This is a genomic window from Modicisalibacter radicis, from assembly GCF_900961225.1.
Classification (GTDB): Bacteria; Pseudomonadota; Gammaproteobacteria; order Pseudomonadales; family Halomonadaceae; genus Modicisalibacter.
Genome location: NZ_CAAHFN010000061.1, coordinates 1 through 25,426 on the forward strand (window position 1 = coordinate 1; position 25,426 = coordinate 25,426).

Annotated in this window: 20 protein-coding genes and 1 pseudogene; 10 read left to right on the top strand and 11 right to left on the bottom strand. The window is 63.5% G+C overall.

Annotated elements, in window-relative coordinates; all coding sequences use genetic code 11:
* The 5 genes and pseudogenes from HR9077_RS22135 to HR9077_RS09715 all read right to left on the bottom strand — a co-directional run.
* Positions 1-154, bottom strand: a pseudogene (locus HR9077_RS22135) (dihydroxy-acid dehydratase); the annotation flags it as partial.
* A gap of 172 nt (positions 155-326) precedes the next feature.
* Positions 327-1,331, bottom strand: coding sequence for an L-arabinose ABC transporter permease AraH (araH, locus tag HR9077_RS09700; RefSeq protein WP_136066805.1), 1,005 nt, complete (start codon positions 1,329-1,331; stop codon positions 327-329).
* Between the two features lie 34 nt (positions 1,332-1,365).
* Positions 1,366-2,859, bottom strand: a complete 1,494-nt coding sequence (araG, locus tag HR9077_RS09705) for an L-arabinose ABC transporter ATP-binding protein AraG (protein ID WP_136066806.1) — start codon at positions 2,857-2,859, stop codon at positions 1,366-1,368.
* A gap of 110 nt (positions 2,860-2,969) precedes the next feature.
* A complete protein-coding gene (locus HR9077_RS09710) occupies positions 2,970-3,965 on the bottom strand; it encodes an arabinose ABC transporter substrate-binding protein (protein ID WP_136066807.1) in 996 nt (331 codons plus the stop codon).
* Between the two features lie 325 nt (positions 3,966-4,290).
* Positions 4,291-5,532 carry an aldose epimerase family protein gene (locus HR9077_RS09715; RefSeq protein ID WP_136066808.1) on the bottom strand — a complete coding sequence of 414 codons (1,242 nt, stop codon included), beginning with the start codon at positions 5,530-5,532 and terminating at the stop codon, positions 4,291-4,293.
* A gap of 114 nt (positions 5,533-5,646) precedes the next feature.
* Here HR9077_RS09715 and HR9077_RS09720 point away from each other — a divergent pair, with 114 nt between their 5' ends.
* Positions 5,647-6,615, top strand: a complete 969-nt coding sequence (locus HR9077_RS09720) for a LysR substrate-binding domain-containing protein (protein ID WP_136066809.1) — start codon at positions 5,647-5,649, stop codon at positions 6,613-6,615.
* A gap of 23 nt (positions 6,616-6,638) precedes the next feature.
* Here the strand turns inward: HR9077_RS09720 and HR9077_RS09725 are convergent, their stop codons facing one another.
* From HR9077_RS09725 to gbdR, 3 genes are all read right to left on the bottom strand, one after another.
* The gene (locus HR9077_RS09725; protein WP_136066810.1) at positions 6,639-7,568 is read right to left on the bottom strand and encodes a Gfo/Idh/MocA family protein; all 930 of its coding nucleotides are present in this window, start codon (positions 7,566-7,568) and stop codon (positions 6,639-6,641) included.
* Positions 7,569-7,692: 124 nt separating this feature from the next.
* Positions 7,693-8,397, bottom strand: coding sequence for a monofunctional biosynthetic peptidoglycan transglycosylase (mtgA, locus tag HR9077_RS09730; RefSeq protein WP_136066811.1), 705 nt, complete (start codon positions 8,395-8,397; stop codon positions 7,693-7,695).
* Positions 8,398-8,526: 129 nt separating this feature from the next.
* Complete coding sequence (gene gbdR / locus HR9077_RS09735; RefSeq protein ID WP_136066812.1) at positions 8,527-9,669, bottom strand: choline metabolism transcriptional regulator GbdR; 1,143 nt, start codon at positions 9,667-9,669, stop codon at positions 8,527-8,529.
* A gap of 385 nt (positions 9,670-10,054) precedes the next feature.
* On the opposite strand from gbdR, the gene HR9077_RS09740 reads away from it, so the two are divergent.
* On the top strand, positions 10,055-11,701 hold the full coding sequence (locus HR9077_RS09740; protein WP_136066813.1) for an acyl-CoA dehydrogenase family protein: 1,647 nt from the start codon (positions 10,055-10,057) through the stop codon (positions 11,699-11,701).
* Between the two features lie 8 nt (positions 11,702-11,709).
* Here the strand turns inward: HR9077_RS09740 and HR9077_RS09745 are convergent, their stop codons facing one another.
* On the bottom strand, positions 11,710-12,318 hold the full coding sequence (locus HR9077_RS09745) for a LysE family translocator (RefSeq protein WP_136066814.1): 609 nt from the start codon (positions 12,316-12,318) through the stop codon (positions 11,710-11,712).
* Positions 12,319-12,339: 21 nt separating this feature from the next.
* Positions 12,340-12,753: a GreA/GreB family elongation factor gene (locus HR9077_RS09750; protein WP_136066815.1), complete on the bottom strand. Its 414-nt coding sequence runs from the start codon at positions 12,751-12,753 to the stop codon at positions 12,340-12,342.
* A gap of 566 nt (positions 12,754-13,319) precedes the next feature.
* On the opposite strand from HR9077_RS09750, the gene HR9077_RS09755 reads away from it, so the two are divergent.
* The 7 genes from HR9077_RS09755 to HR9077_RS09785 all read left to right on the top strand — a co-directional run bounded on the left by HR9077_RS09755 (position 13,320) and on the right by HR9077_RS09785 (position 23,148).
* A complete protein-coding gene (locus HR9077_RS09755; RefSeq protein ID WP_136066816.1) occupies positions 13,320-13,532 on the top strand; it encodes a hypothetical protein in 213 nt (70 codons plus the stop codon).
* 331 nt (positions 13,533-13,863) lie between these two features.
* Entirely contained in the window at positions 13,864-15,273 is a 1,410-nt protein-coding gene (locus tag HR9077_RS09760; protein WP_136066817.1) for an MFS transporter, read from the top strand.
* Between the two features lie 37 nt (positions 15,274-15,310).
* The gene (arfA, locus tag HR9077_RS09765; RefSeq protein WP_136066818.1) at positions 15,311-16,825 is read left to right on the top strand and encodes an arabinosylfuranosidase ArfA; all 1,515 of its coding nucleotides are present in this window, start codon (positions 15,311-15,313) and stop codon (positions 16,823-16,825) included.
* 420 nt (positions 16,826-17,245) lie between these two features.
* Positions 17,246-19,663, top strand: a complete 2,418-nt coding sequence (gene pgaA / locus HR9077_RS09770; protein WP_136066819.1) for a poly-beta-1,6 N-acetyl-D-glucosamine export porin PgaA — start codon at positions 17,246-17,248, stop codon at positions 19,661-19,663.
* Positions 19,660-21,630, top strand: a complete 1,971-nt coding sequence (pgaB, locus tag HR9077_RS09775) for a poly-beta-1,6-N-acetyl-D-glucosamine N-deacetylase PgaB (RefSeq protein ID WP_136066820.1) — start codon at positions 19,660-19,662, stop codon at positions 21,628-21,630. Before pgaA ends, pgaB begins: the two co-directional genes overlap by 4 nt.
* Positions 21,627-22,874 (top strand): poly-beta-1,6-N-acetyl-D-glucosamine synthase, encoded by a 1,248-nt coding sequence (pgaC, locus tag HR9077_RS09780; RefSeq protein ID WP_136066821.1) that lies wholly within the window; start codon positions 21,627-21,629, stop codon positions 22,872-22,874. The genes pgaB and pgaC overlap by 4 nt, the downstream gene beginning before the upstream one ends.
* The gene (locus tag HR9077_RS09785; protein ID WP_136066822.1) at positions 22,867-23,148 is read left to right on the top strand and encodes a hypothetical protein; all 282 of its coding nucleotides are present in this window, start codon (positions 22,867-22,869) and stop codon (positions 23,146-23,148) included. The genes pgaC and HR9077_RS09785 overlap by 8 nt, the downstream gene beginning before the upstream one ends.
* 74 nt (positions 23,149-23,222) lie before the next feature.
* Here the strand turns inward: HR9077_RS09785 and HR9077_RS09790 are convergent, their stop codons facing one another.
* Complete coding sequence (locus tag HR9077_RS09790; RefSeq protein WP_210725904.1) at positions 23,223-24,140, bottom strand: LysR family transcriptional regulator; 918 nt, start codon at positions 24,138-24,140, stop codon at positions 23,223-23,225.
* Between the two features lie 152 nt (positions 24,141-24,292).
* Between HR9077_RS09790 and HR9077_RS09795 the strand changes: the two genes are divergently transcribed.
* Positions 24,293-25,411 (top strand): 4-oxalomesaconate tautomerase, encoded by a 1,119-nt coding sequence (locus HR9077_RS09795; protein ID WP_136066823.1) that lies wholly within the window; start codon positions 24,293-24,295, stop codon positions 25,409-25,411.
* The last annotated feature ends 15 nt before the right edge of the window (positions 25,412-25,426 follow it).

The following is a 25,426-nucleotide window of genomic DNA, read 5'->3' on the forward strand; positions in this document are numbered from 1 at the left end:
GCTCCGACCAGGTGTTGCAGATGCCGATGATCGGCTTGCCCTGGAACTCATGATCGGGGATGCCCTGGTTCTTCATCCAGCTGCGGTACATGAAGCCGTTCTTGTCGGCCGTGCCGAACCAGGCGGCGCTGCGCAGCGGTCTTTTATCGGTCATGAAGAGTTCCCTAAAAGTGCGATTCAAAACATAGCCGGCGCGGTCCCGCGGACAGGTCAACGCGAAGGTCATTCGTCAGGGATGACGAATGTAGCGCCCAGGGAAGGGTTCATAGCGCCTTCGCAAAGACCTGCCCTCGGGGCCGGTAGCGACGAGGTGTGGCCAAGTACGCCTACCCTTTCGCTCTACGTGTCTGCTTCCAGCGGTCGAACATCACCGCCAGCAGCAGGATCGCGCCGCGCACCAGGTACTGATAGAAGGTCGGCACGTTGAGCAGGCCCATGGCGTTCTGCACGCAGCCCATGATCAGTACCCCGACCAGCACGCCGGTGATCGATGCCACGCCGCCGGAGAGCGACACGCCGCCCAGCACGCAGGCCGAGATCACCGCGAGTTCCAGCCCCAGCGAGGTGTTGGGATCGCCCAGGCCCATGCGCGAGGTGAGCAGCACCCCGGCGATGCCGGCGACCACGCCCTGCAGCGCGAACACGGTGATCTTGAGCCGGCGCACGTTGACCCCGGCCAGGCTCGCCGCCTCGGCGTTGCCGCCGGTGGCCAGCACGTTGCGGCCGAAGGCTGTCAGGTTGAGCAGCACACCGAAGATCACGAAGCACGCGATCATCGTCCACACCGGCAGGGTCAGGCCCAGGAAGGAGGCGCTGCCCAGTTCGAAGAACCCCGGCACGGTGATCATCACCGCGTCGCCGCCGGAGGTGATGTAGGCCAGCCCGCGCACGAACTCCATCGCCGCCAGCGTGGCGATCAGCGAGTTGATGCCGAAGCGCGCCACCACGAAACCGTTGAAGGCGCCCACCGCGCCGCCGGCGGCCACACCGCCGAGCACGCCGATGACCACGCTGCCCGAGGTCGAGGTGATCACCGCCGCGACGACCCCGGCGAAGGCGACGATCGAGGCCACCGACAGATCGACCTCGCCCAGCGCCAGCACCATCATCATGGTCGTGGCGATGGTGCCGATCAGCGTCACCGAGAGCAGCAGGCCGACGATGTTGCGCCCGGTCAGGAAATCGGGCACCAGGACCGACAGGCCGATGAACAGCAGGATGAAGATGGCGATCAGCCCGGAGGTATCGAGCAGCGTGCGCAGCGGCTTGGGCAAGCCGCGCCGTCCCCCGGGTTGCACCGCCGTGGAGGAAGCGGTCTTTTCACTGGACATGGGTAATTCCTCTCTGAAAGCTTCGGCGGGATTGTCAGGCCGGCAATGCCAGACCCAGCAGACGTTCGGGGGTGGCCTCGTCGCGATCGACGATGTCGATCAGCGCGCCGTCGCGCATCACGCCGATGCGATCGCAGATCGAGCTCACCTCGGCCAGGTCGCTGGAGATCACCACCACGCTCTTGCCCTGCTCGGCGAGGTCGTAGAGCAGCGAGTAGATGTCGCGGCGGGCGCCGACGTCGATGCCGCGGGTCGGCTCGTCCATCACGAACAGCTCGATCTCCTCGGCCAGCCAGCGCGCCACGATCACTTTCTGCTGGTTGCCGCCCGACAGGTTGTTGATCGGGGTCCTGGGCCCCGGGGTCTTGATGCTCAGCTGGTGGATATAATCGTTGGCGTTGTCGGTCTCGCGGCGGGCGTGGCGGAACAGCCCCCAGCGCTTGAAGAAGCGTCGGCAACTGATGTTGAGATTGTCGGCGACACTCGCCACCGGAAAGATGCCCTGCGACTTGCGATCCTCGGGGCACATGGCGATGCCGGCGCGTATCGCCTCGCGCGGGCTGGTGAAGCGTCGCGTTTCGCCGGCAAAATTCACCGCCCCCTCGCTGGCCCTTTCGACACCGCAGACCAGCCGCATCAGTTCGCTGCGCCCGGCGCCGACCAGCCCGAACAGCCCCAGTACCTCGCCGCGCCTGACCTCGAAGCTGACCGGCTCGCGCACACCGCGCCCCTTGAGACCCTCGAGACGCATCAGGGTCTCGCCGTGCCGGCGCGGACGGTAGCCGTACACGTCGGCGATCTCGCGCCCCACCATCTCGCTGACCAGGGTGTCGTGGTCGACGCCGACCAGCGTGTCGTGGGTGGCGATATGACGACCGTCGCGAAACACCGTCAGCGCATCGCACATCTCGAAGACCTCTTCCATGCGATGGGTGACGTAGAGCACCACCCGGCCCTCGTCGCGCAGCCGGGCGACGATGCGCTTCAGGTGGCGAATCTCCTGCACGGAAAGGCTGCTGGTGGGCTCGTCGAAGGCGATGATCCGGGTGTCGCGCAGCAGTGCGCGGCCGATCTCGATCATCTGCTGCTGGCCGATCGACAGGTCGCGGACCTTGGTGGCGGGGTGAATGCTCGCCTCGCCGAGGTCCTCGAGCACCTTGAGGGCACGCTCGCGCAACTGGCGGCGGTCGATGAAGCCGCGACGCTCGGGCAGTTGCCCGAGCAGCAGGTTCTCGGCCACCGACAGGTTGGGCGACAGCGTCAATTCCTGGTAGATGATCGCGATGCCCTGGTTGAGCGCCTCGCGGGCGTTGTTGAAGACGTGGCGCTCGCCGTTGATCCACAGCGCCCCGGCGGTGACCTTGTTGACCCCGCTGAGCACCTTGAGCAGGGTCGACTTGCCGGCGCCGTTCTCGCCCATCAGGGCATGGACCTCACCGGCCCGGGCGCTGAAGCTGACGTCGTCGAGCGCGCGCACGCCGGGGAACTCGACGGTAATGCCGTCGACGCGAAGATAAGGGTCTGCCATGGCATGACTCCCGCAGGCGACGTGGTTATTCGAAGGGAACCGGGGCGACAGGCGCCCCGGCGTCAGGCCCGGGCCGGCAAGCCGGCCTTCGGGTCGAGCCTGGCCTGCCGCTACAGGTTGAGTTCCTCGCGGACCTGCTCCCAGTTGTCGCGGGTCATCAGCGTGCCGGTGGTTTCGGTATTGGCCGGCGGCTTCTCGCCCTCGGTGATCCAGGTATAGAGATTGTCGGCGCTCTGGCTGCCGTGCATGGTCGAACTCACCGCCACGGTGCCGTGGAAACCGGTGGGCTTCTCGCGCGAGAACTCGGCGAACGCCGCCCCCGAGCCGTTGATGCCGACGCCGATAACCTGGTCGGCGGACAGCCCGTACTGCTCGCTGGCGCGCACCCCGCCGAGCACGCTCTCCTCGTTGAGCGCGTAGATCACCCAGTGCTCGAAATCGCCGTTCTTGGACAGCACCGGCGATGCCGCGGCGAAGGCGCTGCTGGTATCGGTGTTCTGCTGTGGTGCATCGAAGATGTTGGCTTCCTCGAAGCCGGATTCGAGCAGCGCGTCGGTGGCCCCGTCGGTGCGCTCCTTGGCGGTGGGCAGCTCATAGTTGGTAATGCGCAGCGCGGCGACGTTCTCCGGATCCCAGCCGCGCTTTTCCATCTCCGCGGCGATGGCGTTGCCCACCTGCTGGCCGATCTTGTAACCCGACATGCCCAGGTGCGGCACGCCCTCCATCGGTTCGCCGTCGGCGCCCACGAAGCGGTCGTCGACGGTGACCACCTTCATGCCGTACTGCTCGGCGCGGTTCATGATCGCCGGCCCCAGGCGCACGTCGGGCGGGCAGATGACGAAGCCCTGGGCGCCCTGCGAATTGAGGTTGTCGATGGCGCTGAGCACCTGCTGGCCATCCTCGCCGGACAGCCGCACCACCTCGAAGCCCTTTTCCTCGCCGAGATCGGTGGCGGCCTGCTGCTCGTTGATGAACCAGGCCTGCTCCGGCTTCTTGACGATGAAGCCGATCTTGACCTCGTCGTCGGCGGCCTGCGCCAGAGTGAACGAGCTCAGCGCCAGGCCGGCGCCCAGCGCGAGACGTGACAGCGTGTGAGTCAATGACATTCGGCGTTCTCCTGCCCAGAGGGCACAGGTTTTGTTGTTGTGATCGGGCGCCACGGCGGCCGATCCTGCGAGCACCCAGTGAAATTAGTCGGCCCGCGCTCGGGCGACCAATACCCTTTGCTCGACGGGAGGATATCGTTTTGGTTATCAGAAGATAGACAGGCTTGGTCAGTTGCGCCCCACGACCATCGAATGGCCTCGATGGCTACGACTAATGTCAGACTCATTGCGACTAAAGTCGTTCGCGGCCATCGTCCTTCCCCGCGCTGCAGAACGAAAAAAAAGCCACCCGACGGGCGGCCTTTTCCGCTTATCCCTGAGCGCCTTATTTCATTTCATCGGGGGATTCGGCGGTCGAAAAGCGATAGACGGTCTGCGATTGATAGGTCTCGCCCGGCCGCAGAATCGTCGAGGGAAAATCGGGGTGATTGGGCGAGTCGGGGAAGTGCTGGGTCTCGAGGGCGAAGCCACTGCGATGAGCGTAGGCCTGGCCGCCCTTGCCGGTCAGTTTGCCGGCCAGGAAATTGCCCGAATAGAACTGGATGCCCGGCTCGTTGGTGGCCACCTCCAGCACGCGGCCGGTGTCGGGTTCCCAGACGCGAGCGGCGAGCACCAGCGCTTCACTCTGGGGCGCTTCACGCTTGAGCACGAAATTGTGGTCGTAGCCCTTGGCGAACTCGAGCTGCTGGTTGTCGGCTTCGATGCGCGCACCGATCGGCGTCGGTTCGGTGAAGTCGAGCGGCGTACCGGCCACCGGACGAATCTCGCCGGTAGGAATCAGCGACTCGTCGATCGGCGTGAAAGCCTCGGCATTGATCAGCAACCGATGGTCGAGAATGCTGTCGTTGCCCTCGCCGTTCAGATTGAAATAGCTGTGCTGGGTGAGATTGACCGGCGTCGCCTCGGTGGTGGTGGCGTGGTAGTCGATCTCGAGGGCGTCGTCATCGGTCAGGGTGTAGGTCACGCGGGTTTTCAGGCGTCCGGGATAGCCCTCTTCGCCATCGGCACTTGTGTAGCGCAGGATCACTCCGGCACCCTGCGCGTTGGAGAACGGCTCGGCCTGCCAGAGTCGCTGATTGAAGCCCTTGTCTCCGCCATGAAGGTGGTTGTCGCCGTCATTGGTCGCCAGCTCATGGGTCTCGTCGTTGAGCCTGAATTGGCCGTTGGCGATACGGTTGCCGTAGCGCCCGATCAGCGCGCCGAAATAGGGATTGACCTGCTGGTAGGTATCGGACAGATAGCCGTCCAGCGAATCGAAGCCAAGCACGATGTCATCGACATTGCCCTGGGCGTCGGGCGTGCGTAGCGAGACGATGATGCCGCCATAGGTGATCACCCGCATCTCGATGCCGTTGTCGTTGCTGATCCGATAGACGTCCACCTGGCGGCCGTCCGGCATCTTGCCGAAGGACGACTTCTCCACGCCCTCCAGCGAAGCGGTTTGCGGCGCAGAACCGCCCTGGTTGCTGGTGTCATCGGCCATTGCAGACCCGGGGAGCGCGGCGGCCAGACAGGCGCTCAGCAACAGGCACTGGCCGTGTTGTCGATGATGAATGATCCGTGGCATGCGATGCTCCTTTCCCGTGGATGCTTGTTGTCGTTGCCCTTGCAGGTTAGACAGCGGGAAAAGGCACAGCTAATAATGCGCTTCACACAACAGATATCAAAAAAGTTATCGGCCATGAAAGAACAGGATGACAAGGGAACATTGGCGCCGGACTGGTTTCTGCGCGTACGACTAAAGTTACGCCATCTGCAGCTGTTCCTGGCCCTGGAGGAGCATCGCAACCTGCACCGCGCCGCGGCCAGCCTGGCGATAAGCCAACCGGCGGCCTCCAAGCTGCTCGGCGATCTCGAGTCCCAGCTCGGCGTCACGCTGTTCGAGCGCCATTCACGCGGGGTCACGCCCAACTGGTACGGCGAGATCGTGATCCGTCACGCCCGCAGCATCCTTTCCGAACTCCATCATGCCGGCGAGGAACTCAACGCCCTGCGCGAGGGCAACGCCGGCGTCGTCTCGGTGGGCACGGTGATGGCACCGGCGGTGACGATCCTCGCCAGTGCCATCGAACGGGTCCATCGCGAACTGCCGGGGCTCAAGGTGAGCGTCGATGTCGACGTCAGCAAGTCGCTGATTCCCCGGCTGATGGAGGGCGAATTCGATTTCGCCATCACCCGCATCCCCGAGGGTTTCCCCGCCGAGCAGTTCGTGTTCGAGGAGATCGGCGAAGAGGAGATCTGCTTCGTCTGCCGCGCGGGCCACCCGCTGGCCGGCGTGGCGATGCCCGACCTGGCCGCCATGGCCGCCTACCCCTGGTCGTTGCAACCCAGCGGCGCACTGATGCGCCAGCGTGTCGACCACCTGCTGCTGCAGCATGGCGTGCTGCCGCCGGGGCAGATCGTCGACACGCCGGACATCCTGGTGTCGCTGGCGCTGGTCGCCAAGTCCGACACCCTGACCGTGACCTCGCGCCAGGTCGCCGACCTGCTGTGCGCCCCGCAGCGCTTTCGGCTGCTGCCGTTCAGCGAATCGTTGAGCGTCCAGCCCTACGGGCTGGTGAGTCTGCGCAAGCAGCGCCTGTCGCCCGGCGCGGGGGCGCTGATGAGCACCCTGCGCGAGCTGATCGTCCACCAGCACCGCAGGACCTGAGGCGAGCGGGCGCCGGGCCCGGATCACTCATCGTGGAACGCCTCGACCGACTCGCGCCGACCGAGCAGGAAGGCGTCGGCGACATGCCGCAGCGGCGCGATGTCGACGTCCGACTCGCCGGCAGCGACGAGCTCGGCGAAGCGTGCGTAGAGCCCCGGGTACTCCTGCTCTTCGCCCGTCGGCTGGCGCTCGCCGTCGATGTACAGCTCGCTGCCGCCCTTGCTCAGGGTCAGTCGGCCGGCATCGGTATCGACGTGGATGTCCCAGGTCTGCGGGCCGGTCTGACGGAAATCGAAGTCGGCGAGGATCGGCGTCTCGGCAGCGTCGCTGAAGCTCAGTTGCGCGGCGATCGGCGCCTGGCGGTTCTCCGGCACCTGCAGCATCGCCTCGCGCAGATGGAACGCCCGCGGCAGGATCGCGGTGGCGATCGACAGCGCATTGATGCCGGGATCGAACACGCCCATGCCGCCGGGCTCGAAGATCCACGCCTGGCCGGGGTGCCAGACGCGCACGTCTTCCTTCCACTCGATCTCCACGCCGCGAATGGTACGCCCGGCCAGCCAGTCGCGGGCCGGCGACACGCCCGGCGCGTGCCGCGAATGCCAGGTGGCGAACAGCGTGCGCCCGGCCTGGCGGGCCAGGCGGGCCAGGTCCTCGACCTCGCTCAGCGTGGCGCCGGGCGGCTTCTCGAGCATCACGTGCTTGCCGGCGGCCAGCGCCTGCCTGGCCTGGGCGTAGCGCACGGTGGGCGGTGCGCACAGCGACACCGCGTCGAGTTCGGGCATCGCCTCGAGCATCGCCTCCTGCGACAGGAAGTTGGCGACCCCGGACAACGCCGCATTGCGGCTGGCGATGGCCACCAGCTGGTAGTCGGGGTTGGCCTCGAGGGCGGGCAGGTGCTGGTCGCGGGCGATCTTGCCCACGCCGACGATGCCGATCTTCAGGGGAGTCATCGCAAGGTACCTCGGCAGTGAAATTGCTGCTCACCTTACCGGCGCCGCCGCGAGGGTGCCAATACCAATCCCGCCATGCCGCGATCACCCTTGGGGTATGAGCACCGCCATGGCCGGCTTGAATTCACAGCCGCTCGAGGTAGGCCGTGCCACCGAGCTGGCGCATCTGGCGCTGGATCCACTGGCTGCGCTGGAGTGTCGCCGAGGAGGGCCGCGAGGCGCTGCGCTCGCGCGGGTTGGGCAGGATGGCCGCCAGCCGGCTGGCCTGGACGACGCTGAGCTGGTCGGCGGAGACGCCGAAATAATGCCGGGCAGCCGCTTCCAGGCCGAATACGCCGGTGTCCCATTCGACGATGTTGAGATACACCTCGAGGATGCGCTGCTTGGGCCACAGCGTCTCGATGAGCACGGTGAACCAGGCTTCCAGGCCCTTGCGCAGCCAGTTGCGGCCGGTCCACAGGAACAGGTTCTTGGCGGTCTGCTGGCTGATGGTGCTCGCCCCGCGCAGGCTGTCGCCGGCCTGCCAGGCGGCGATCGCCCGACGCAACTGGCCGAAGTCGAAGCCGTGGTGGTCGGGAAACTTCTGGTCCTCGGCGGCGATCACCGCCAGCTTGGCGTGATCCGACAGCCGCCCCCAGGGCATCCAGGCCTGCTGGATGTCCAACGACTCACCGCCCACCCACGACTCCACCTTGCGCTCGACCATCACCATCGAGCCGAACACCGGCACCACGCGAAAGAACATCACCAGGCCCAGCGAGGCGAGTACGAAGGCGGCGATGCCCAGCAGCAGATAGCGCAGCAGCCTGCGTGGCCAGTGGTGAGACATGCGATGGCGTTCCCGTGCGTGCGAAGACCCGGCGAGTATAACAACACAGGACGCCACGGCGACGGATGGCGGCCAACGCAACGCACCGGACTGGCGATTGCCGGCCCGGCACGCTGTCGTGTAGCGCCGCTAGCGCAACGGCACGCTGGCGTAGGTCGGCTCGCCCTGCGCCTGGGCCAGCGCCAGTACCGCGCTCGACATCGGCTCGGCGGGGGGCGCCGTCAGGGTCATTCTCACCCGCGGCTCACGCTCGCCCGGCGTGTCTCGCCCCTGGCGCGAATCGATGCCGTTGCGCTCGTCACGCGGCGGAATGCCGAAGTATTCGCGGTAGCACTTGGAGAAATGCGGCGTGGAGACGAAGCCGCAGGCCGACGCGACCTCGATGATCGACAACGGTGTCTGCTTGAGCAGCTGACGCGCCCGGGTCAGGCGCAGCTTGAGGTAGTAGCGCGACGGCGAGCAGTTGAGATACTTCTGGAACAGCCGTTCGAGCTGACGCCGCGAGACGTCGACGTAGCTTGCCAGCTCGTCGAGGCCGATGGGCTCCTCGAGGTTGGCCTCCATCAACGCGACGATCTCCAGCAGCTTGGGCTGGGTGGTGCCCAGCACGTGCTTGAGCGGCACCCGTTGCTGGTCCTGTTCGTTGCGCACCCGGTCGTAGATGAACATCTCGGAGATGCCGGCGGCCAGCTCCCGGCCATGATCATGCCCAATCAGGTTGAGCATCATGTCGAGCGGCGCGGTGCCACCGGAGGCGGTGAAGCGGTCGCGGTCGATCGAGAACAGCCGGGTAGTCAACGGCACCCGCGGGAACGCTTCCTGCATCGCCGCCAGACACTCCCAGTGAATGCTGGTCTCGTAGCCGTCGAGCAGCCCGGCCTTGGCCAGTGCCCAGCTGCCGGTGCAGACCGACCCCAGCCGCCGCGAGAGCCGCGACTGGCTCTGCAACCAGGCGATGTGCTCGCGGGTCACGCCGCGATGCGGCGCGACGCCGCCGCACACCACCACCCAGTCGAGCGACAACGGGATATGCGTCGCCGCGTCGGGAGTGATCTGCAGGCCGTCGCTGGCCCGCACCGGCTCGCCGTTGTGACTCAGCGTATACCAGCGGTAGAGCTCGCGACCGGCCAGTTGGTTGGCCATGCGCAGCGGTTCGATGGCCGAGGCCAGCGAGATCAGGGTGAAGTTTTCCAGCAGCAGGAAGCCTAGCGTCTGGGGGACAACGGCCCGCGCGGCCGCCGACGATGCATTTACAGCCTGGGAAGATGCCATGGCGATCTCCTCTTCCACGGGGTCCGCCCCTCGGTCTCGCCGAAGGGTCCTGTTGTGCTTGTTATGGTGCGCCTGCCGCCCACTGCGTCAGGATATACACCGAACGCGACAGACTGATAGTGCATTCTTGCGGATAGGCGGGGGGAAACGCACTCGTCAACGACATTCATGTCGCAAACAGGTATTGCGAGGTCGCTTCCCGTGTCGCGCGTGGCGAACCACCAGCAAGCGTCGCCGTAGCGCCACTCGCCGATGGTCGTGATTGACCGGCGCATGCGCCGACGCCATGCTCGAAATACCGTGACGCGTCGCCTGCTTCTCCCGGCACCGGGGTGCCTCTCAGCGAAGCAGCGACGACGTGAGGAACATCATTGGAGAGGTCGCCATGACCGACCACGCGCCGCGCAGCCAGCTCGCCACCCATCGGGTCGACAATCAACCACCCGCCCCCCGCGACCGCGACCTGTTCGCGCTCGATCGGCCGCTGCGCGAGGCGCTGGACCGCGAAGCCCCCGACTGGGTGGCACGACGGCTCGAGTCGCTGGGCGTCGCCGTGGGCAGCCGCGAAGTCCAGGCGCTGGGCGACGCCGCCAATCGCCACCCGCCCGAGCTGCGTCTGTTCGACCGGCACGGCCGCCGCCTCGACGAGGTCGTCTACCACCCCGCCTACCATGAACTGATGCACCTGGCCTTCGACAACGGCTGGCATGCCGTGGCCTGGGAGGAGGAGCACCACGGCGGCCATCAGGCGCATGTCGCCGCGCTCTACCTGCTGACCCAGGCCGAGCCCGGTTTCTGCTGCCCGGTGACCATGACCCATGCGGCGATTCCTGCGCTGCGCCGCGAGCCGCGGGTGTTCGACGAATGGCAGGCGCGGCTGCTGGCCTGGGATTACGACGAACGCGCGGTACCCGCCTGGGAAAAGCCCGCCGCTTCCCTGGGCATGGCAATGACCGAGAAACAGGGCGGCAGCGACGTTCGCGCCAACACCACCCAGGCCGAACGCACCGGCGACGGCTACCGGCTTACCGGCCACAAATGGTTCTGCAGTGCCCCGATGTCCGACGCCTTCCTGACCCTGGCGCAGACCGACGATGGCCTGAGCTGCTTCCTGGTGCCCCGCTTTACCCCCGACGGCCAGCGCAACGCCCTCGAGATTCAGCGGCTCAAGGACAAGTGCGGTAATCGCGCCAACGCCTCGGCCGAGATCGAATACCGCGAGGCCTACGCCGAGGCGGTCGGCGAGCCCGGCCGCGGCATTGCGACGATTCTCGAGATGGTCCAGCAGACCCGGCTCGACGCCGCTACCGCGCCGGCCGGCATGATGAGACAGGCGCTGCTCGAGGCCTGGGAGCACGTGAACCGCCGCCAGGCCTTCGGCCGCCCCCTCGGCGAGCAGCCGCTGATGCGTCGGGTGGTCGCCGATCTGGCGCTGGAAAGCGAAGCCAGCCTGGCGCTGGTGATGCGCACCGCGCGGGCCTTCGACACCCCCGGGGACGCCCACGAACAGGCCCTGGCGCGACTGCTGCCGGCACTCGGCAAGTACTGGCACAACAAGCGTGGCCCCGGCTTCATGGCCGAGGCCATGGAGTGCCTGGGCGGCATCGGCTACGTCGAGGAGACGCCGCTCGCACGGCTCTACCGCGAGGCTCCGGTCAATTCGATCTGGGAGGGTTCCGGCAACGTGATCTGCCTGGACGTGCTGCGGGTATTCGATCGCCACCCGGAATGCTTCGACGCGTTGCGGGAGGAACTCGCCCCCGCACGCGGGTTGTCGCCGGCCTATGCGCGGGCCGTTGAGGCGCTGGAAAAGGCGTTCGGTGAACCGCGCGCAGCGCTCGAGGCCAACGCCCGCTGGCTGACCCAGCGCATGGCCCAGTGCCTTCAGGCGGCGCTGCTTCTGCAGCATGCGCCCAGCGAGGTCAGCGACAGCTTCTGCCGCAGCCGGCTCGGCGACACCGTCAGCCCGGTCTACGGCGTGCTGCCGATGGACACGCCGCTGGATGCGATACTCGCGCGCATCGAGCCCTGAGGCCGGCCTCAGCCGACCAGCACCCGCAGCGCCAGGGCGATCAGCAAGACACCGGTGATGCGGTTGATCCAGTGGGCGCGGGCCTGCAGCCACGGCAGCACCGCGGAGTGCGACAGCGCCAGCGCCACCAGCACGTACCAGCCGCCGTCGATCAGCGTCGCCGTGGCGACGATCAGCGCCTTGGCGGGCCACGCCATGTCGGCGCTGACGAACTGGCTGAGCAGGGCGACGAAGAACAGGATCAGCTTGGGATTGCCCAGCGCCACCAGCACGCCGTCCCTGGCCGCCTGAACCGGACCGGTGGCGGTGCCCTGCGCCTCCAGCGCACCATCGCGCCCGGCGCGCAACGCCTTGATGCCCAGCCAGGCAAGGTAAGCCGCCCCACCCCAGGTGATCAGCGTGAACAGCATCGGCTGACGGCTGATAACCGCGCCCAGCCCCCATACCGTCAGCAGCGCGTACAGTCCCACGCCCATGGCATGGGCGAGGCTGGCGATCACCCCCGGCGTGCGTCCGCCACCGAGCGTATGCCGCAGCACCATCGCCAGGCTGGGACCGGGCGACATCGCGCCCATCGCGCAGACGGCGGCGAGCGAAAACCAGAGCGTCAGCGGCATGCGTTGCTCATCCTTCTTTCCTCAACGATGGAACTGACCCGATGCCTCCGGCTGCCAGAGGATCGCGTCGATGCGTAGCGTCTGCCGGCAGCCATCCACCCGCGGCCAGGTCACGCAGTCGCCGAGACAGCGCCCCAGCAGGTCGGCGCCCAGATCGGTGAACACCGACAGGCCGTCCCGGATGCTGCCCAGCGAATGCGGAAAGACCAGGGTGCGGGTGGTCGAGCGTCCGTCGTTCGGATCGGTCAGGCGAATCCGGGTGTTCATGCTGACGACGCTGGCGGGCAGCTCCTGCGGATCGAATACGATCCCCAGGTCGAGCTTGCCCTGAAGCACCCCGGTCAGGCATCGATCGTCGATCTCGTCCATTTCATCGATCAAGCGTTGCAGGCGCTCAGCATCCAGCCGGTTCAGGGTCATTGCAGGGTGCAGCATATAGAGGCTCCTTCTCTTAATGCCATGTGCGTTAGCGCGAAAAAATCAGCCCGCCTCCGCGGGCAGGCGCCGCGGGGGAGGACTGATATCGCGCGTTAATGATAAGCCGGAACGCCGACCTAAGTCAGCTCCGGGCCATTCGACCAAGGGACAAGGGCCGCCGTGCCGTCCTGAGCGGCGGAGCTGGCGCGCAAAAAAGGACCGGCGCCCGGGAAGGCGCCAGTCAAACAGGGATGCTGGGATGCATCGCCACCATTCTAGCGAGGCACGCCTCCCGCAATTGCGGGAACTGGAGCCGTTTACAGGGGTAAATTCAACTAATCGAGCGACGGAGAATAATCAATGAAAATATAAGCTTGAACTGCGCCTCAGCCGCCCATGAGCGACGCCGATCCCGCTCTACTCCCGCCATGACCCTGTCGACTGCAGCTCACTCGCGTCCAGAGCCGATGACGTTGCCGTGAACGTCGCGATGCGCACCCCATAGAGGCTTTGAAGGTAACCGAATGTGTACTAACGTAATAAGCAAGGGCACGTGACGCCCTTGTACTGCAAAGGAGAGCACCATGGATAAGCTGCAGAGAACCACGGAGACTGTCCCCGCCCGCCTGGGCATGATCTACAAATCCGGGCATGCGATCGCCACGGCACGACGCCTGGACGACGAAGGCCCGTTGAGCGTAGAGCAGGCCGCCAACGCGCGACGCGAAGCCGAGTACGTCGCCAGACGCAACGGCATCAAGGAACCCCTTCTCCAGTTATGGAAGGTCATGCATTGAGCCTTTGATGGCGCCGCCGGGAAGGCAGGCCCGTCAACATGCTGCCCCGGCCGTGAACACGGCCGGGATTTGCTTTTCTGGCGCTTCCTCCCGGGTCTGCATCGGCCTGCACGCTCATGGTGCCTTCCCGTTCCGGGCACTTTGAACTTGCTACTTTGGTGGCCCGCCCTTGGTCGAAGCCACCAGACCGACGCCAGTGATGGCCGCGCCCCGGCAGTTTCGATAACGATATGCATATGGAGAGAAAGAAATCCCCATATTAGCGGGGATTTAAAAAACCCACCTACCCTTCGCAGGCTAAACAAAAACGAGCCCTCGGGAGCCTGCAGCCATGAGCAACGCCAAACTCAGTATCCGGGAAAAGATCGGCTTCGGCATGGGCGATGCCGGCAACAACATGACGTTTGCCGCGGTCGTCATGTATCTCTCTTATTTCTATACCGATGTCTACGGCATCTCGCCCGCCGTGGTTGGCACCATCTTCATCTCCATGCGCTTCGTGGATGCCATTACCGATCCGATCATGGGTGCCCTGGCGGACCGGACCCGCAGTCGCTGGGGGCGATTCAGGCCGTATATCCTTTTCGTTCCCGTGCCCCTGGCCGCGGCCTGCGTCCTGATGTTCACCACGCCGGACTGGTCGGAGTCGGCCAAGATCGGCTACGCCTTCGCCACCTACTTTGCGATGTCGCTACTGTATACCGCGGTGAACATCCCCTACTGCGCCCTGGGCGGGGTGATCACCCACGATCACCGTGAGCGGGTTTCCTGCCAGTCCTATCGGTTCATCCTGGTCGGCGGCGCCTACCTGATTCTCAACAGCGGCCTGATGCCGCTGGTCGAATGGCTGGGCGATGGCGACCAGGCCCAGGGCTTCCAGTGGGCGATGCTGATCATGTCCCTGATCGCCCTGGCGATGTTCGCTTTCTGCTTCGCCACCGTTAAGGAGCGCATCCAGCCCCCCGTCTCCCAGCAGGAAGGTCTGCTGACCATCCTCAAGGCACTGGCCAGGAACGAGAAATGGCTGATCATTCTGGGCATCACTTTCCTGCAGGCACTGCAGTTCTTCCTCCGCCAGGGCGCGGCGATCTACTTCGCCACCTATGTACTGGGCCTGGGCGCTACCGGCATTTCCGTGTTCGTCACTTCCGGCGTGATCGGCAAGATCGCCGGCACCGCCATTTCCACCTGGTTCAGCAATCGCATCAGCAAGCGTAGCGTCTTCCTGGCCAGTACCAGCGCGCTGATTCTCGCCTCGGTACTGCTTTATCTGGTACCGGGCAATCTGGCGATCCTGGCCACCGCGCTGTTCGTCATCGTCAACTTCATGCACGGCATCGGTACGCCGATCTCCTGGGCCTTGATGGCCGACGCCGAGGACTACGGCGAGTGGAAGACCGGCACGCGCAACACCGGCGTCGCCTTCGCCGGCAACCTGTTCTTCCTCAAGCTCGGCCTGGCCTTCTCCGGCGGCATGATCGGCTTCTTGCTGTCCTGGGGCGGCTATGAGGCAGGTGTCGAGCAACAAAGTGCCGATGCCCTCAATGCCATCAGCCTGATGCTGACGTTGATTCCGGCGGCCATCAGTCTGGTGCTGGCCATCGCCATCTGGTTCTTCGGCCTCGATGACCGGGCCATGGACCAGGTCCGACATGATCTGGAGGCCCGTCACGGTGACCGTGACGACGCTGACGAGTCGACCCTGACGCCTTCATCCGCCGGCGGCTCTGCGCTTTCCTGAGCCAACGCTTCTTGTAAACGACGCCATGGAGAACACCATGCACACCCGAGTGACCCTGCATCGCGACTTCGTCATCAGCGAGATCGACGACCGCCTCTACGGCGCCTTTCTCGAGCACATGGGCCGAGCCATCTACAACGGCATCTACGAGCCCGGCCACCCCGAGGCGGACAACGATGGTTTTCGCCGCGACGTGCTCGGCCTGGTCAAGGAGCTGGCGCCCCCCATCGTGCGCTACCCGGGCGGGAACTTCGTCTCCGCCTACAACTGGGAGGATGGCATCGGCCCGCGCGAGGAGCGCCCGGTACGCCTCGACCTGGCCTGGCACAGTCGCGAATCCAATCAGGTGGGTATCCACGAGTTCGCCGACTGGTGCGAGCGGGCCGGCATCGACATGATGCTGGCGGTCAATCTCGGCTCGCGCGGCATCGACGCCGCCCGCAACTTCCTCGAATACGTCAACCACCCCGAGGGCAGCGCCTGGAGCGACCTGCGGATTCGCAACGGCCGTCGGGCGCCGTGGAACGTCAAGCTCTGGTGCCTGGGCAACGAGATGGACGGTCCCTGGCAGGTCGGCCACAAGAACGCCGCCGAATACGGGCATCTCGCCAACGAGACAGGCAAGGCCCTGAAGGCCTACGACGGCAGCCTCGAGCTGGTCGCCTGCGGCTCCTCCAACCCCGACATGGCCAGCTACCCCGAATGGGAAGCCACCGTGCTCGACCACTGCTACGAAACGGTCGACTACATCTCGCTGCACATGTACTTCACCAACTATGCCGACGACCTGGGCAGCTATCTGGCGCTCAACGAGAAGCTCGACCGCTACATCGGCTCTATCGCCGGCGTGATCGACTACATCAAGGCCAAGAAGCGCTCCACCAAGGACGTGCACATCTGCTTCGACGAGTGGAACGTCTGGTATCACAGCACCGAACGCGACAAGCGCATCCTCCAGGGCAACGACTGGCCCTTCGCGCCGGCGATCCTCGAGGACGCCTACAACGTCGAGGATGCCCTGCTGATCGGCTGCGTGCTCAACACCTTCATCCGCCGTTCCGACCGCGTGCGCATCGCCTGCATCGCGCAGCTGGTCAACGTCATCGCACCGATCATGACCGAAAGCGGCGGCAGCGCCTGGCGTCAGACGATCTTCTACCCGCTGTATTTCGCATCGCGTTTCGGCCGTGGCAAGGCGCTGCGACTGGCCGTCGACAGCCCCACCTATCAGGCCGGCGAACTCGGCGATGTCGCTTACCTGGACGTTTCCGCCGTGCACGACGAAGCACAGGGGAGCATCGCCCTGTTCATCGTCAATCGTCACCCCGACGAGGCGCTCGATCTCGATGTCGATCTCGGCGGCTTCACGGCCTGCCGGCTCGAGGAGCACCAGACCCTCGACTACCCCGACATGAAAGCGGCCAACACCGCCGAGCGCCCCGACCATGTGCGCCCCACCACGGGCCGGGGGCTCAGCGTCGACGGCACGGCGCTCGAGGGCAGAGTCGCGCCGCTGAGTTACCACATGGTGCGTTTGTCGGTAGCCGATTAAACGCCGAGCGCGATGCAAGAAAAAGCGGGTAGTCGGTGGGTCCGACTACCCGCTTTTTTATTAGCGATGGCCATGGCATGGCTGTAAAAAGAGCACCATGTTTTTAAACACGCCCATATGAAGACACTCAAACCCTTAAACCACGAACACAGCCTCTTTGCAAGATTAAGCTACTAGCAGCTCTCACATTAAGTTACCGTCTTCACCAGGCTGCCTATAACAATGCTTCAACTCACTTTAAGTGGTGCAGAAACCACCCCACCAATGAGCCAATGTCAGGTTGGGACATTCTCCGCCTCCCTTTACTCTACCCACGGTATTTATCGGTTCGTCATGCTGCCTATCATGGCAGTTGCTAATAAAGCTTTTTAGATTCATACCGAATCGAATACACATAACAGACCGGGGAAAGGATGGTCCATGAATCTGACGAGATCGCTACTGTGTGCAGTAGCGCTGTTGGCGGCAAATGCGACTCTGGCACAAAGTGATCTCGATTCTCAGCGAGAAGCCTGGATCATCATGGCCCGCCAGGGGCAACTCGACGAAGCGATCGATGGCCTATCGAGGCTTTACGCTCAGACAGGCGATCGCGTCGTTCTCGATGATTTGATTGCCTTGATGGTGCGCGATGGTCGCTATCAGCAGGCCCTGGATGCCTGTGCGCAATGCCATATCGATGACTACTCCAATGTCAGCCTGGAAGCCTTGGGCCGGGCCGCCCGCCTGGCCGGGGAGTACCAGCATTCGCTCGATTTCTACCAGACCCTGACCTTCCGCGACCCCAACAATGCCCAGGGGTGGCTCGGTATTGCGCTGACCAATATCGACCAGGGCTACTACGAGTCCGCCAACTGGGCGCTGACCCGTTACGAAGAACGTTTTGGGCGCACCGATGGTTGGTTCGAGACACGTGCCTACCTGGCGGCACGCAACGAAAACCCCATCGCAGAGCTGCAGGCTCGCCAGTTGCTCATCGAACGTCAGCCTCGGAATGAAGCGGAAATCAAGGCGCTTTATCGCCTGGCCATAACGCTGGGCGCCCACAGCGCCGCCGAGCGGCTGATGCAGGAATCACCTCAACTTTTCACCGAAACGGACCGTCTCTGGCTGCGTTACTACGATGCGGTAAGCAAGATGCGCTTGGCCGATAGCACCAACGAGGTCATTCGTGCCGAGGCGGGCCTGACTGAACTGGAGTCGGTCATCGCCACCCAGAATGCCGATCCGGGGCTCGCCCAACGCGCCCAGTACGATAGGGTCGTGGCACTTGCAACACTACGCCGTTTCGAGGAAGCCGAGGCCCTGGCAGCGCAATTGGAAGTCCGTTATGGCCCGCTGCCCAATTACGTCCTCGAAGCCCGTGCCGATGCGCTCAGCGGCCTGGGTCGCCCACGCGAGGCACGCGACATCTATGCATCGCTGATCGCCTCCAACCCCAACCTTGCGCGAGCCCCGGACCAGCCACGTTACGAGTCGCTGATCTACGCCTACGCCGATGCCCGCCAGTATGACGACGCCGAGCGGGTTCTCGAGAAATGGGAAAAGGCCGAGCCTGCCTCACGCTGGGACTTTACCGGCACCCGGCGCATCGCCAACCTCAACTACGAGCGTGTGCGCCATCTCGACGTAATGCTCTCCGCCTGGCGCGGCGACGAGGACGTCGCGTCCGAGCGCCTCGACAACCTGATCGAACAGGCCCCGGCCAACGCTTCGCTGTGGCGTATCAAGGGTGACCTCAGCCGTTGGCGTGGCTGGCCACGCCAAGCGGAAGAGGATTACCAGCGCGCCGCCCAGCTTTCGGCCCCCGATAACCGCAACGTACCCACCTATGGCGTTCTCATGTCGCGGCTCGACCGTGGCGACTGGCGCGGCAACGTCGAGACCATCGAGCAGCGTATCGAGCAGGACCCGCCCAGCGTGTCGCTGGATGGCTTGGCCAGGGAGTTGCGCGAGCAGCGTGCCGGTCGACTCAGCGTCAAGGCCACGCATGGCGACAGCACCGGTTCCGGCGTCCAAAGCTCGCACGATTGGCGTTACGAGGCGCTGCTGGAAGCACCTCGCAACGAGGCCGGCTCGCGCTTCTTCGCCCAGCGTATCGGGATGTACGGCGAGTACGACGGCGAACCGCTGTATGCCGCTTATACCGCCGTCGGCTACGAATTCAACCTGTACCCCGCCACTGTCAAGCTGGCGGTCGGCGATGGTGTCCAGCTCAACGAAGACCCGCTGATCTGGAGCGAGCTCAGTTATGCCTTCTCCGATTACTGGACGGGAATTTTCAGCGTCGAGATCAATAGCGCCGAGACGCCCCTGCGCGCGCTGCGCGACGGCGTCTATGCCGACCTTTACCGCCTGGAAGGACGCTACCGTCGGGATGAGTCCGGTACCGGCGGTATTGGTCTGGCTTTCATGGATCTGGAAGACGGCAACCTGCGCCGCGCCATCTCGGGCTATTGGACCGAGGAAATCTACGGCCATGATGAATGGAACATCACAGGCCAGCTGTTCGCCGGCACATCGAAGAATGACGAGGTCGAGGCCAGCTATTTCAACCCCCGCCAAGACGCCAGCGCCAGCGGTGAGTTCGAGTTCAGCCATACCCTGCCACTGGGCTACCGCAAGTCTTTGGTGCAGGCCCTGACATTGGGTGGTGGCAGGTACTGGCAGGAAGACTACGGGAGCGAGCCAACCTGGGCGGTGGGCTACCAGCACAGCTGGGAGTTCGAGCCCGACGTCCTCTTCGAATACGGCATCAGCCGTCAAAAATCCGTCTACGACGGCGTTCCCGAATACGGCAACTTCATCACCGCCGGTTTTGAATGGAGGTTCCTGTGAGCAAATGGATTGCAGCCCTGCTGGCCTTGTCCCTGGCCATGCCGGCATTTGCGGCCAAGGATTGGGGCCGCGACCCGGGACGCGATCCCGGGGAATTCAGCGTTATCAGCTATCACGACGTGATCGACCTGAACCAGACCCCGAACCAGAAGATCTTCCCGCAGACGATCACCCGTAACCTGTTGGTCCAGCATTTCAATCTGTTCGCCGAACTTGGCTATCAGCCAGTCAGCTATCAACAGATCATCGATGCACGTGAGGGCAAGCAGCCCTTGCCTGAAAAGGCCATCCTGCTGACCTTCGACGACGGCTACCGCAGCTTTTACGATATCGTCTATCCACTACTCAAGCTCTACGGCTACCCCGCCATCACCGCCGTGGTCGGCAGTTGGCTCGATGTACCATCCAGGCAGCAAGTGCCCTACGGCGACACGACACTGCCCCGCGAGCGTTTCATGAGCTGGGAAGAATTGCGCGAGATGCAGCAATCCCAGTTGGTCGAAGTCGCTTCACATACCTACGACCTTCACAAGGGAATTGTCGGCAACCCTTTCGGCAACCAGCAGCCCGCCGCTACGACCAGCGCCTGGTCGCCTTCGGGCTACGAGAGCGAAAGCGAATATCTCTCGCGCATACGCGACGACATGAACATGACCCGTCAGCGTTTCCAGGAAGAGCTGGGCAAGGGGCCACGCATCATGGTCTGGCCTTATGGCGCCTACAGCAATACAACACTGAAGCTGGCCGCCGAAGCAGGCATGCTGCAAACCTTCAGCCTGCTTGGCCACGTCAACGACATGGAGGAGAGCCCCAGGGAAATGGGGCGCTACCTGATCGACCAGGAAACCTCACTGGAGACCCTCGAAGAGATCCTGGCCGACCGTACCTGGGAGCGTGGCGTCGAGCGGATCGTTCACGTGGATCTCGACTACATCTACGACGAGGACAAAGTCCAACAAGGCCACAACCTGGATATCCTGCTCGATCGCGTCAAGAAGCAGGGCGTGAGCACGGTCTACCTGCAGGCCTATGCCGATGACGATGGCGACGGGGTCGCCGAGGCGCTGTATTTTCCGAACCGCCATATGCCGATGAAGGCCGACCTGTTCAACCGCGTCGCCTGGCAGCTCAAGAAGCGCGCCGGGGTCGAAGTCTACGCCTGGATGCCGATCATGGCTTTCGATCTAGGCGAAGACCATCAATACATCGTCGATGCGCGTCTCGGTAAAACCAACCCGGACTATTATCGGCGCCTTTCGCCCTACATCGAGAAAAACCGCCAGATCGTTCGCGAGATCTACGAGGATCTGGGCCGCATGGCCAAGTTCGATAGCCTGCTGTTTCACGATGATGGGCTGATGAACGACTTCGAGGACGCCAGCCCGGCGGCGCTGCAGTGGTATGAACGCGAATGGAATCTGCCTGGCAGCGTGTCACAGATACGCCAAGACGACACGAAAATGGCCGAGTGGACCCGCCACAAGACGCAGTTCCTGATCGATTTCACCTACGAATTGCGAAACGCCGCCGACCATTATCGCCAGTACGACAACCAGCGCTTCCTGATCGCGCGCAACCTCTATGCGCCAGTGGTGCTCGAGCCTGAAAGCGAGGCATGGTTCGCCCAGAATCTCGAGAAGTTCGGCGACTCCTATGACTACACCGCCGTCATGGCCATGCCGTATATGGAAGGAGCCAAGGATGCGGACAGCTGGCTGAGACGCCTTGCCAACGAGACCCTGGAGCACGTCCCCGCCGAACGCCTAGTCTTCGAACTCCAGGCCACCGACTGGCGCGACCAGACGCCGGTTCCCAGCAAGACACTGGCGCACTGGATGGAAGTGATCCGCAGCGAGGGTATCTACAACTATGGCTACTACCCTGACGACTTCATCAACAGCCATCCAGACATCGGCGTATTGCGTCGCAGCTTTTCATTGGCGAGCCACCTGGGTGACGCGCCATGACCGCGATGGAAGCACTCGCGCTGTTTACCATGAGCTATCCCAGCCTGATGGCCACGGTTTGGATCTGTGGCGGTCTTTACTATTTCTTCCACTGGGAACGCAAGCAGACGGAGCGACCGGCTTCGGCCATCGCCCCCAATGCCCCGCGCGTATCGGTGCTGGTGCCCTGCCACAACGAAGGGGAAAACATCGATGAGACCATCGGCCACCTGATTCGGCAGAACTACCTCAATCTCGAAATCATCGCCATCAACGACGGCAGCCGCGACGATACCGGCAACCGTCTGGACGCGCTGGCCCAGCAGTACTCGACCCTGAAAGTGCTGCACCAAAGCAATCAAGGCAAGGCCAGCGCTATGAACAATGGCCTGGCCCACGCCAGCGGAGACATCATCGTCGGTATCGACGGCGATGCCGTGCTCGACTACGACGCCGTCGCCTGGATGGTCGAACACTTCCTGCGCAGCCCGCGTGTCGGCAGCGTGACCGGCAATCCACGGGTACGTACGCGCTCCACGGCGATCGGCAAGATCCAGACAGGCGAATTCTCCTCGATCATCGGTTTGATAAAGCGTGCCCAGCGCATCTACGGCATGGTCTTCACCATTTCCGGGGTCATCTGCGCCTTTCGCCGCAGCGCGCTCGAGCAGGTCGGCGGCTGGAGCACCGACATGATCACCGAGGACATCGATGTCAGCTGGAAGCTGCAACTCTCAAGATGGCAGATCCGCTACGAGCCCCATGCCATTTGCTGGGTATTGATGCCCGAGACCCTGCGCGGCCTGTTTCGTCAGCGTCTGCGCTGGGCGCAAGGTGGCGCCGAGGCTTTCCTGCGTCATTTCGGCAAGGCGATTGGCTGGCGCAACCGCCGTTTTTGGCCGCTACTCGCCGAATACGTCATCAGCATCGTCTGGTGCTACTCGATGCTAGCGCTGATCGTCTTAGGCCTGTGCGACCTGACCTTGGGCATGCCGAGCTGGGATACGGCAGAAGCCGTGCTCGAATGGTCAGTGGGCCTACTGGTCTTTCTTTGCCTGCTCCAGTTCTGCGTCAGCTTCTTCATCGACAGCCGCTATGACCACGCCATGGCCAACTGTCTGTTCTGGAGCATCTGGTATCCGTTTTTCTACTGGATCTTGAACATGATGACGGCCGTCATCGCCTTTCCCAAGGCCGTGGTGCGTCGCCGCGGCCAGCACGCCATCTGGCGCAGTCCCGACAGAGGAGAATCTTTCCGTGAATAACCAGCTTGGCTCAATGATCATCAGCAACCCCAAACGACGCGGATTGGGTTACCGCGTCAGGGACATGGCCCTGGTACTCGCCACTCTCAGCCTGTGGGGCCTATTCGGCACCGAGACCTACTTGGCGGTGACAAGTGCCGAGTTTCTGGCAGAACAGGCCTACATTCTGTCGTTACTCAAAGTAACCGCTATCGACTTCGTTGCCGTGTTCATGCTCTTCCACGCCTGGGTTCTCTATGAGCGTTTGCTGTTCCGCATGAAGTGGAAGGTCTGAGAAGTCCGCTTATTCATCGGCAATGAGGCATATCGCCCGACTCGTATAAGCGCTCAAAGGACATAAACAAAGCCCTAAGAAGGACTGCCCCCACCCTTGTCGCCCCACAATGCCAACAAGGTCTCGATGAACAGCTCTGCGGTACTCGACAGGTTATGATCGTTGCGCTGGATCAAACCGATGGTGCGCTGTATCCGCGGCTCGGGCAAAGGTCGCGCGCAGAGCGTGTCATGGCCCGGACCTGGCATGGTCATCCTCGGTAAGATGGCGACCCCAAGGCCGGACTCCACCAGACCAAGCGATGTCGAAAGGTGCTGTACTTCGTAGAAACCGTTGAGACGGATACCCTCCGATGACAGCACATTGTCCAGCAGCGTACGGTTGCCGCTATCACGACTAACGGTAATCATTCGAACCGCTTCCAGATCGGCCCAGGTGATCGTCTCCTTGGCAGCCAGCGGATGGTCGGAACGCAACGCCAGCACGAAGGGATCGCGCAGCAGTGGCGTGAACGACACCTCGGGTAGCTGCGGGCTGATCATGTTGATGCCGAAATCCGCTTCGCCGTTGATGACCCGCTCCAGCCCTTCGTTGGCGCTGACATCGAGAATGCGAATGCGAATCCCCGGCCAAGCCTCGTTGAAGCGTCGAATGACACTAGGCAGGAAGTAGAAAGCCGCCGTGGGGAGGCAGGCTATGGTCAAGGTCCCCTTCTGATGGGTCGCCAATTCGCGAATGCCGAGGATCGACGATTCGTAATCGTCGATCATCCTTCGGGCCCGCGGCAAGAAGTCGGCGCCAATCGCGGTCAACCATGTGCGTCGAGTAGTGCGCTCGAGAAGCGCAACCTCGAGCGCTTCCTCAAGCTTCTGAATACGCCGCGACAGTGCTGGCTGTGACAGGTGAAGGCGCTGCGCCGCCTCGTGGAAGCTGCCCAGATCGGCGACTTGGACAAAGGCCTGCAAGTCAAGGAATTCGATGCGATGCAACATAGGCGATTCTTGCATTAAAAGAGCTATATCGAATAGCTTAGCGCATTAATGCGTACTCGACATTGAAAACCTATTTTATTTGCATTTGAGGCATCAAAAAGCGGGTGACATGCTCGTTTCACGAGTCCCCACGCAAGGAAAGTGAAACAGCAATGATCAACAGCATTCCCTGCATCATCATGCGCGGCGGCACATCCAAAGGTCCTTTTCTGCGCATGAACGACCTGCCCGAATCGCCAGAGGCACGAGCAGAGACACTGCTTAGTCTGATGGGCGCCGGCCATGCCCTACAGATCGACGGCATCGGTGGCAGCGATCCGTTGACCAGCAAAGTGGCGATTGTCGAACGTTCCGACTATCCGGGGGCCGATGTCGATTATCTATTTGCTCAGGTCGACGGCCCCGGTCGCCGCGTCGACTTCAATCCCAATTGTGGCAATATGCTGTCGGCGGTCGGCCCCTACGCGATCGAGACCGGACTGGTCGAGCCTCGCGACGACATGACCGTGGTGCGGGTCCGCAACATCAACACCCAGCGGCTCATCGAGTGCCATGTTCCCACACCCGGACGACAGGTCCTCTATGAGGGCGACACGCGAATCAGCGGCGTTCCAGGCACTGCCGCCGGCATTCAATTGAGCTTCCTCGATGTCGTGGGGACCAAGACCGGTGCATTGTTGCCCACCGGGCAGGCGCAGGAAACCATCGACGGCATTGCGGTTACCTGCCTTGACGCTGCGACCCCCACGCTGCTGATTGCATCCGTGGACTTCGGCCTGAGCGGTAACGAAACACCCGCCGAACTCGATGCTAACGATTCCGTGCTGGCCCGACTCGAGTCAATTCGCCGTGAAGCCGGACGACGCATGGGACTCGGCGATGTCAGCCAGGGCGTACTGCCCAAGCCGGTTCTGCTGTCAGCGGCCGACGAGCGCGGCGCCACATTGCGCGCGCGCTACTTCGTGCCACACCGCTGCCACAAGGCACTCGCCGTTACCGGTGCCATCGCCTTGGCGACGGCGGTTAGCGTGCCGGGCACCGTTGCCCACCGCATCGCCGTCGCTTCGGGTCGACTGGCCGAGGGCGAGCGACTAGATCATGTTCGCCTCGAGCATCCCTCGGGCTATATCGATCTCGATGTCGAACACCGAGGGCAAGATCCGCATGACGTAGCCCGTGTATCGCTGGTGCGTACGGCTCGCAAGATCATGGCCGGTACGCTCTATTATTCCGGCAGTCCGGCCGACGCCGTAAAAGCGAAGGCCTGCTAGACAGCCTTCGATTCC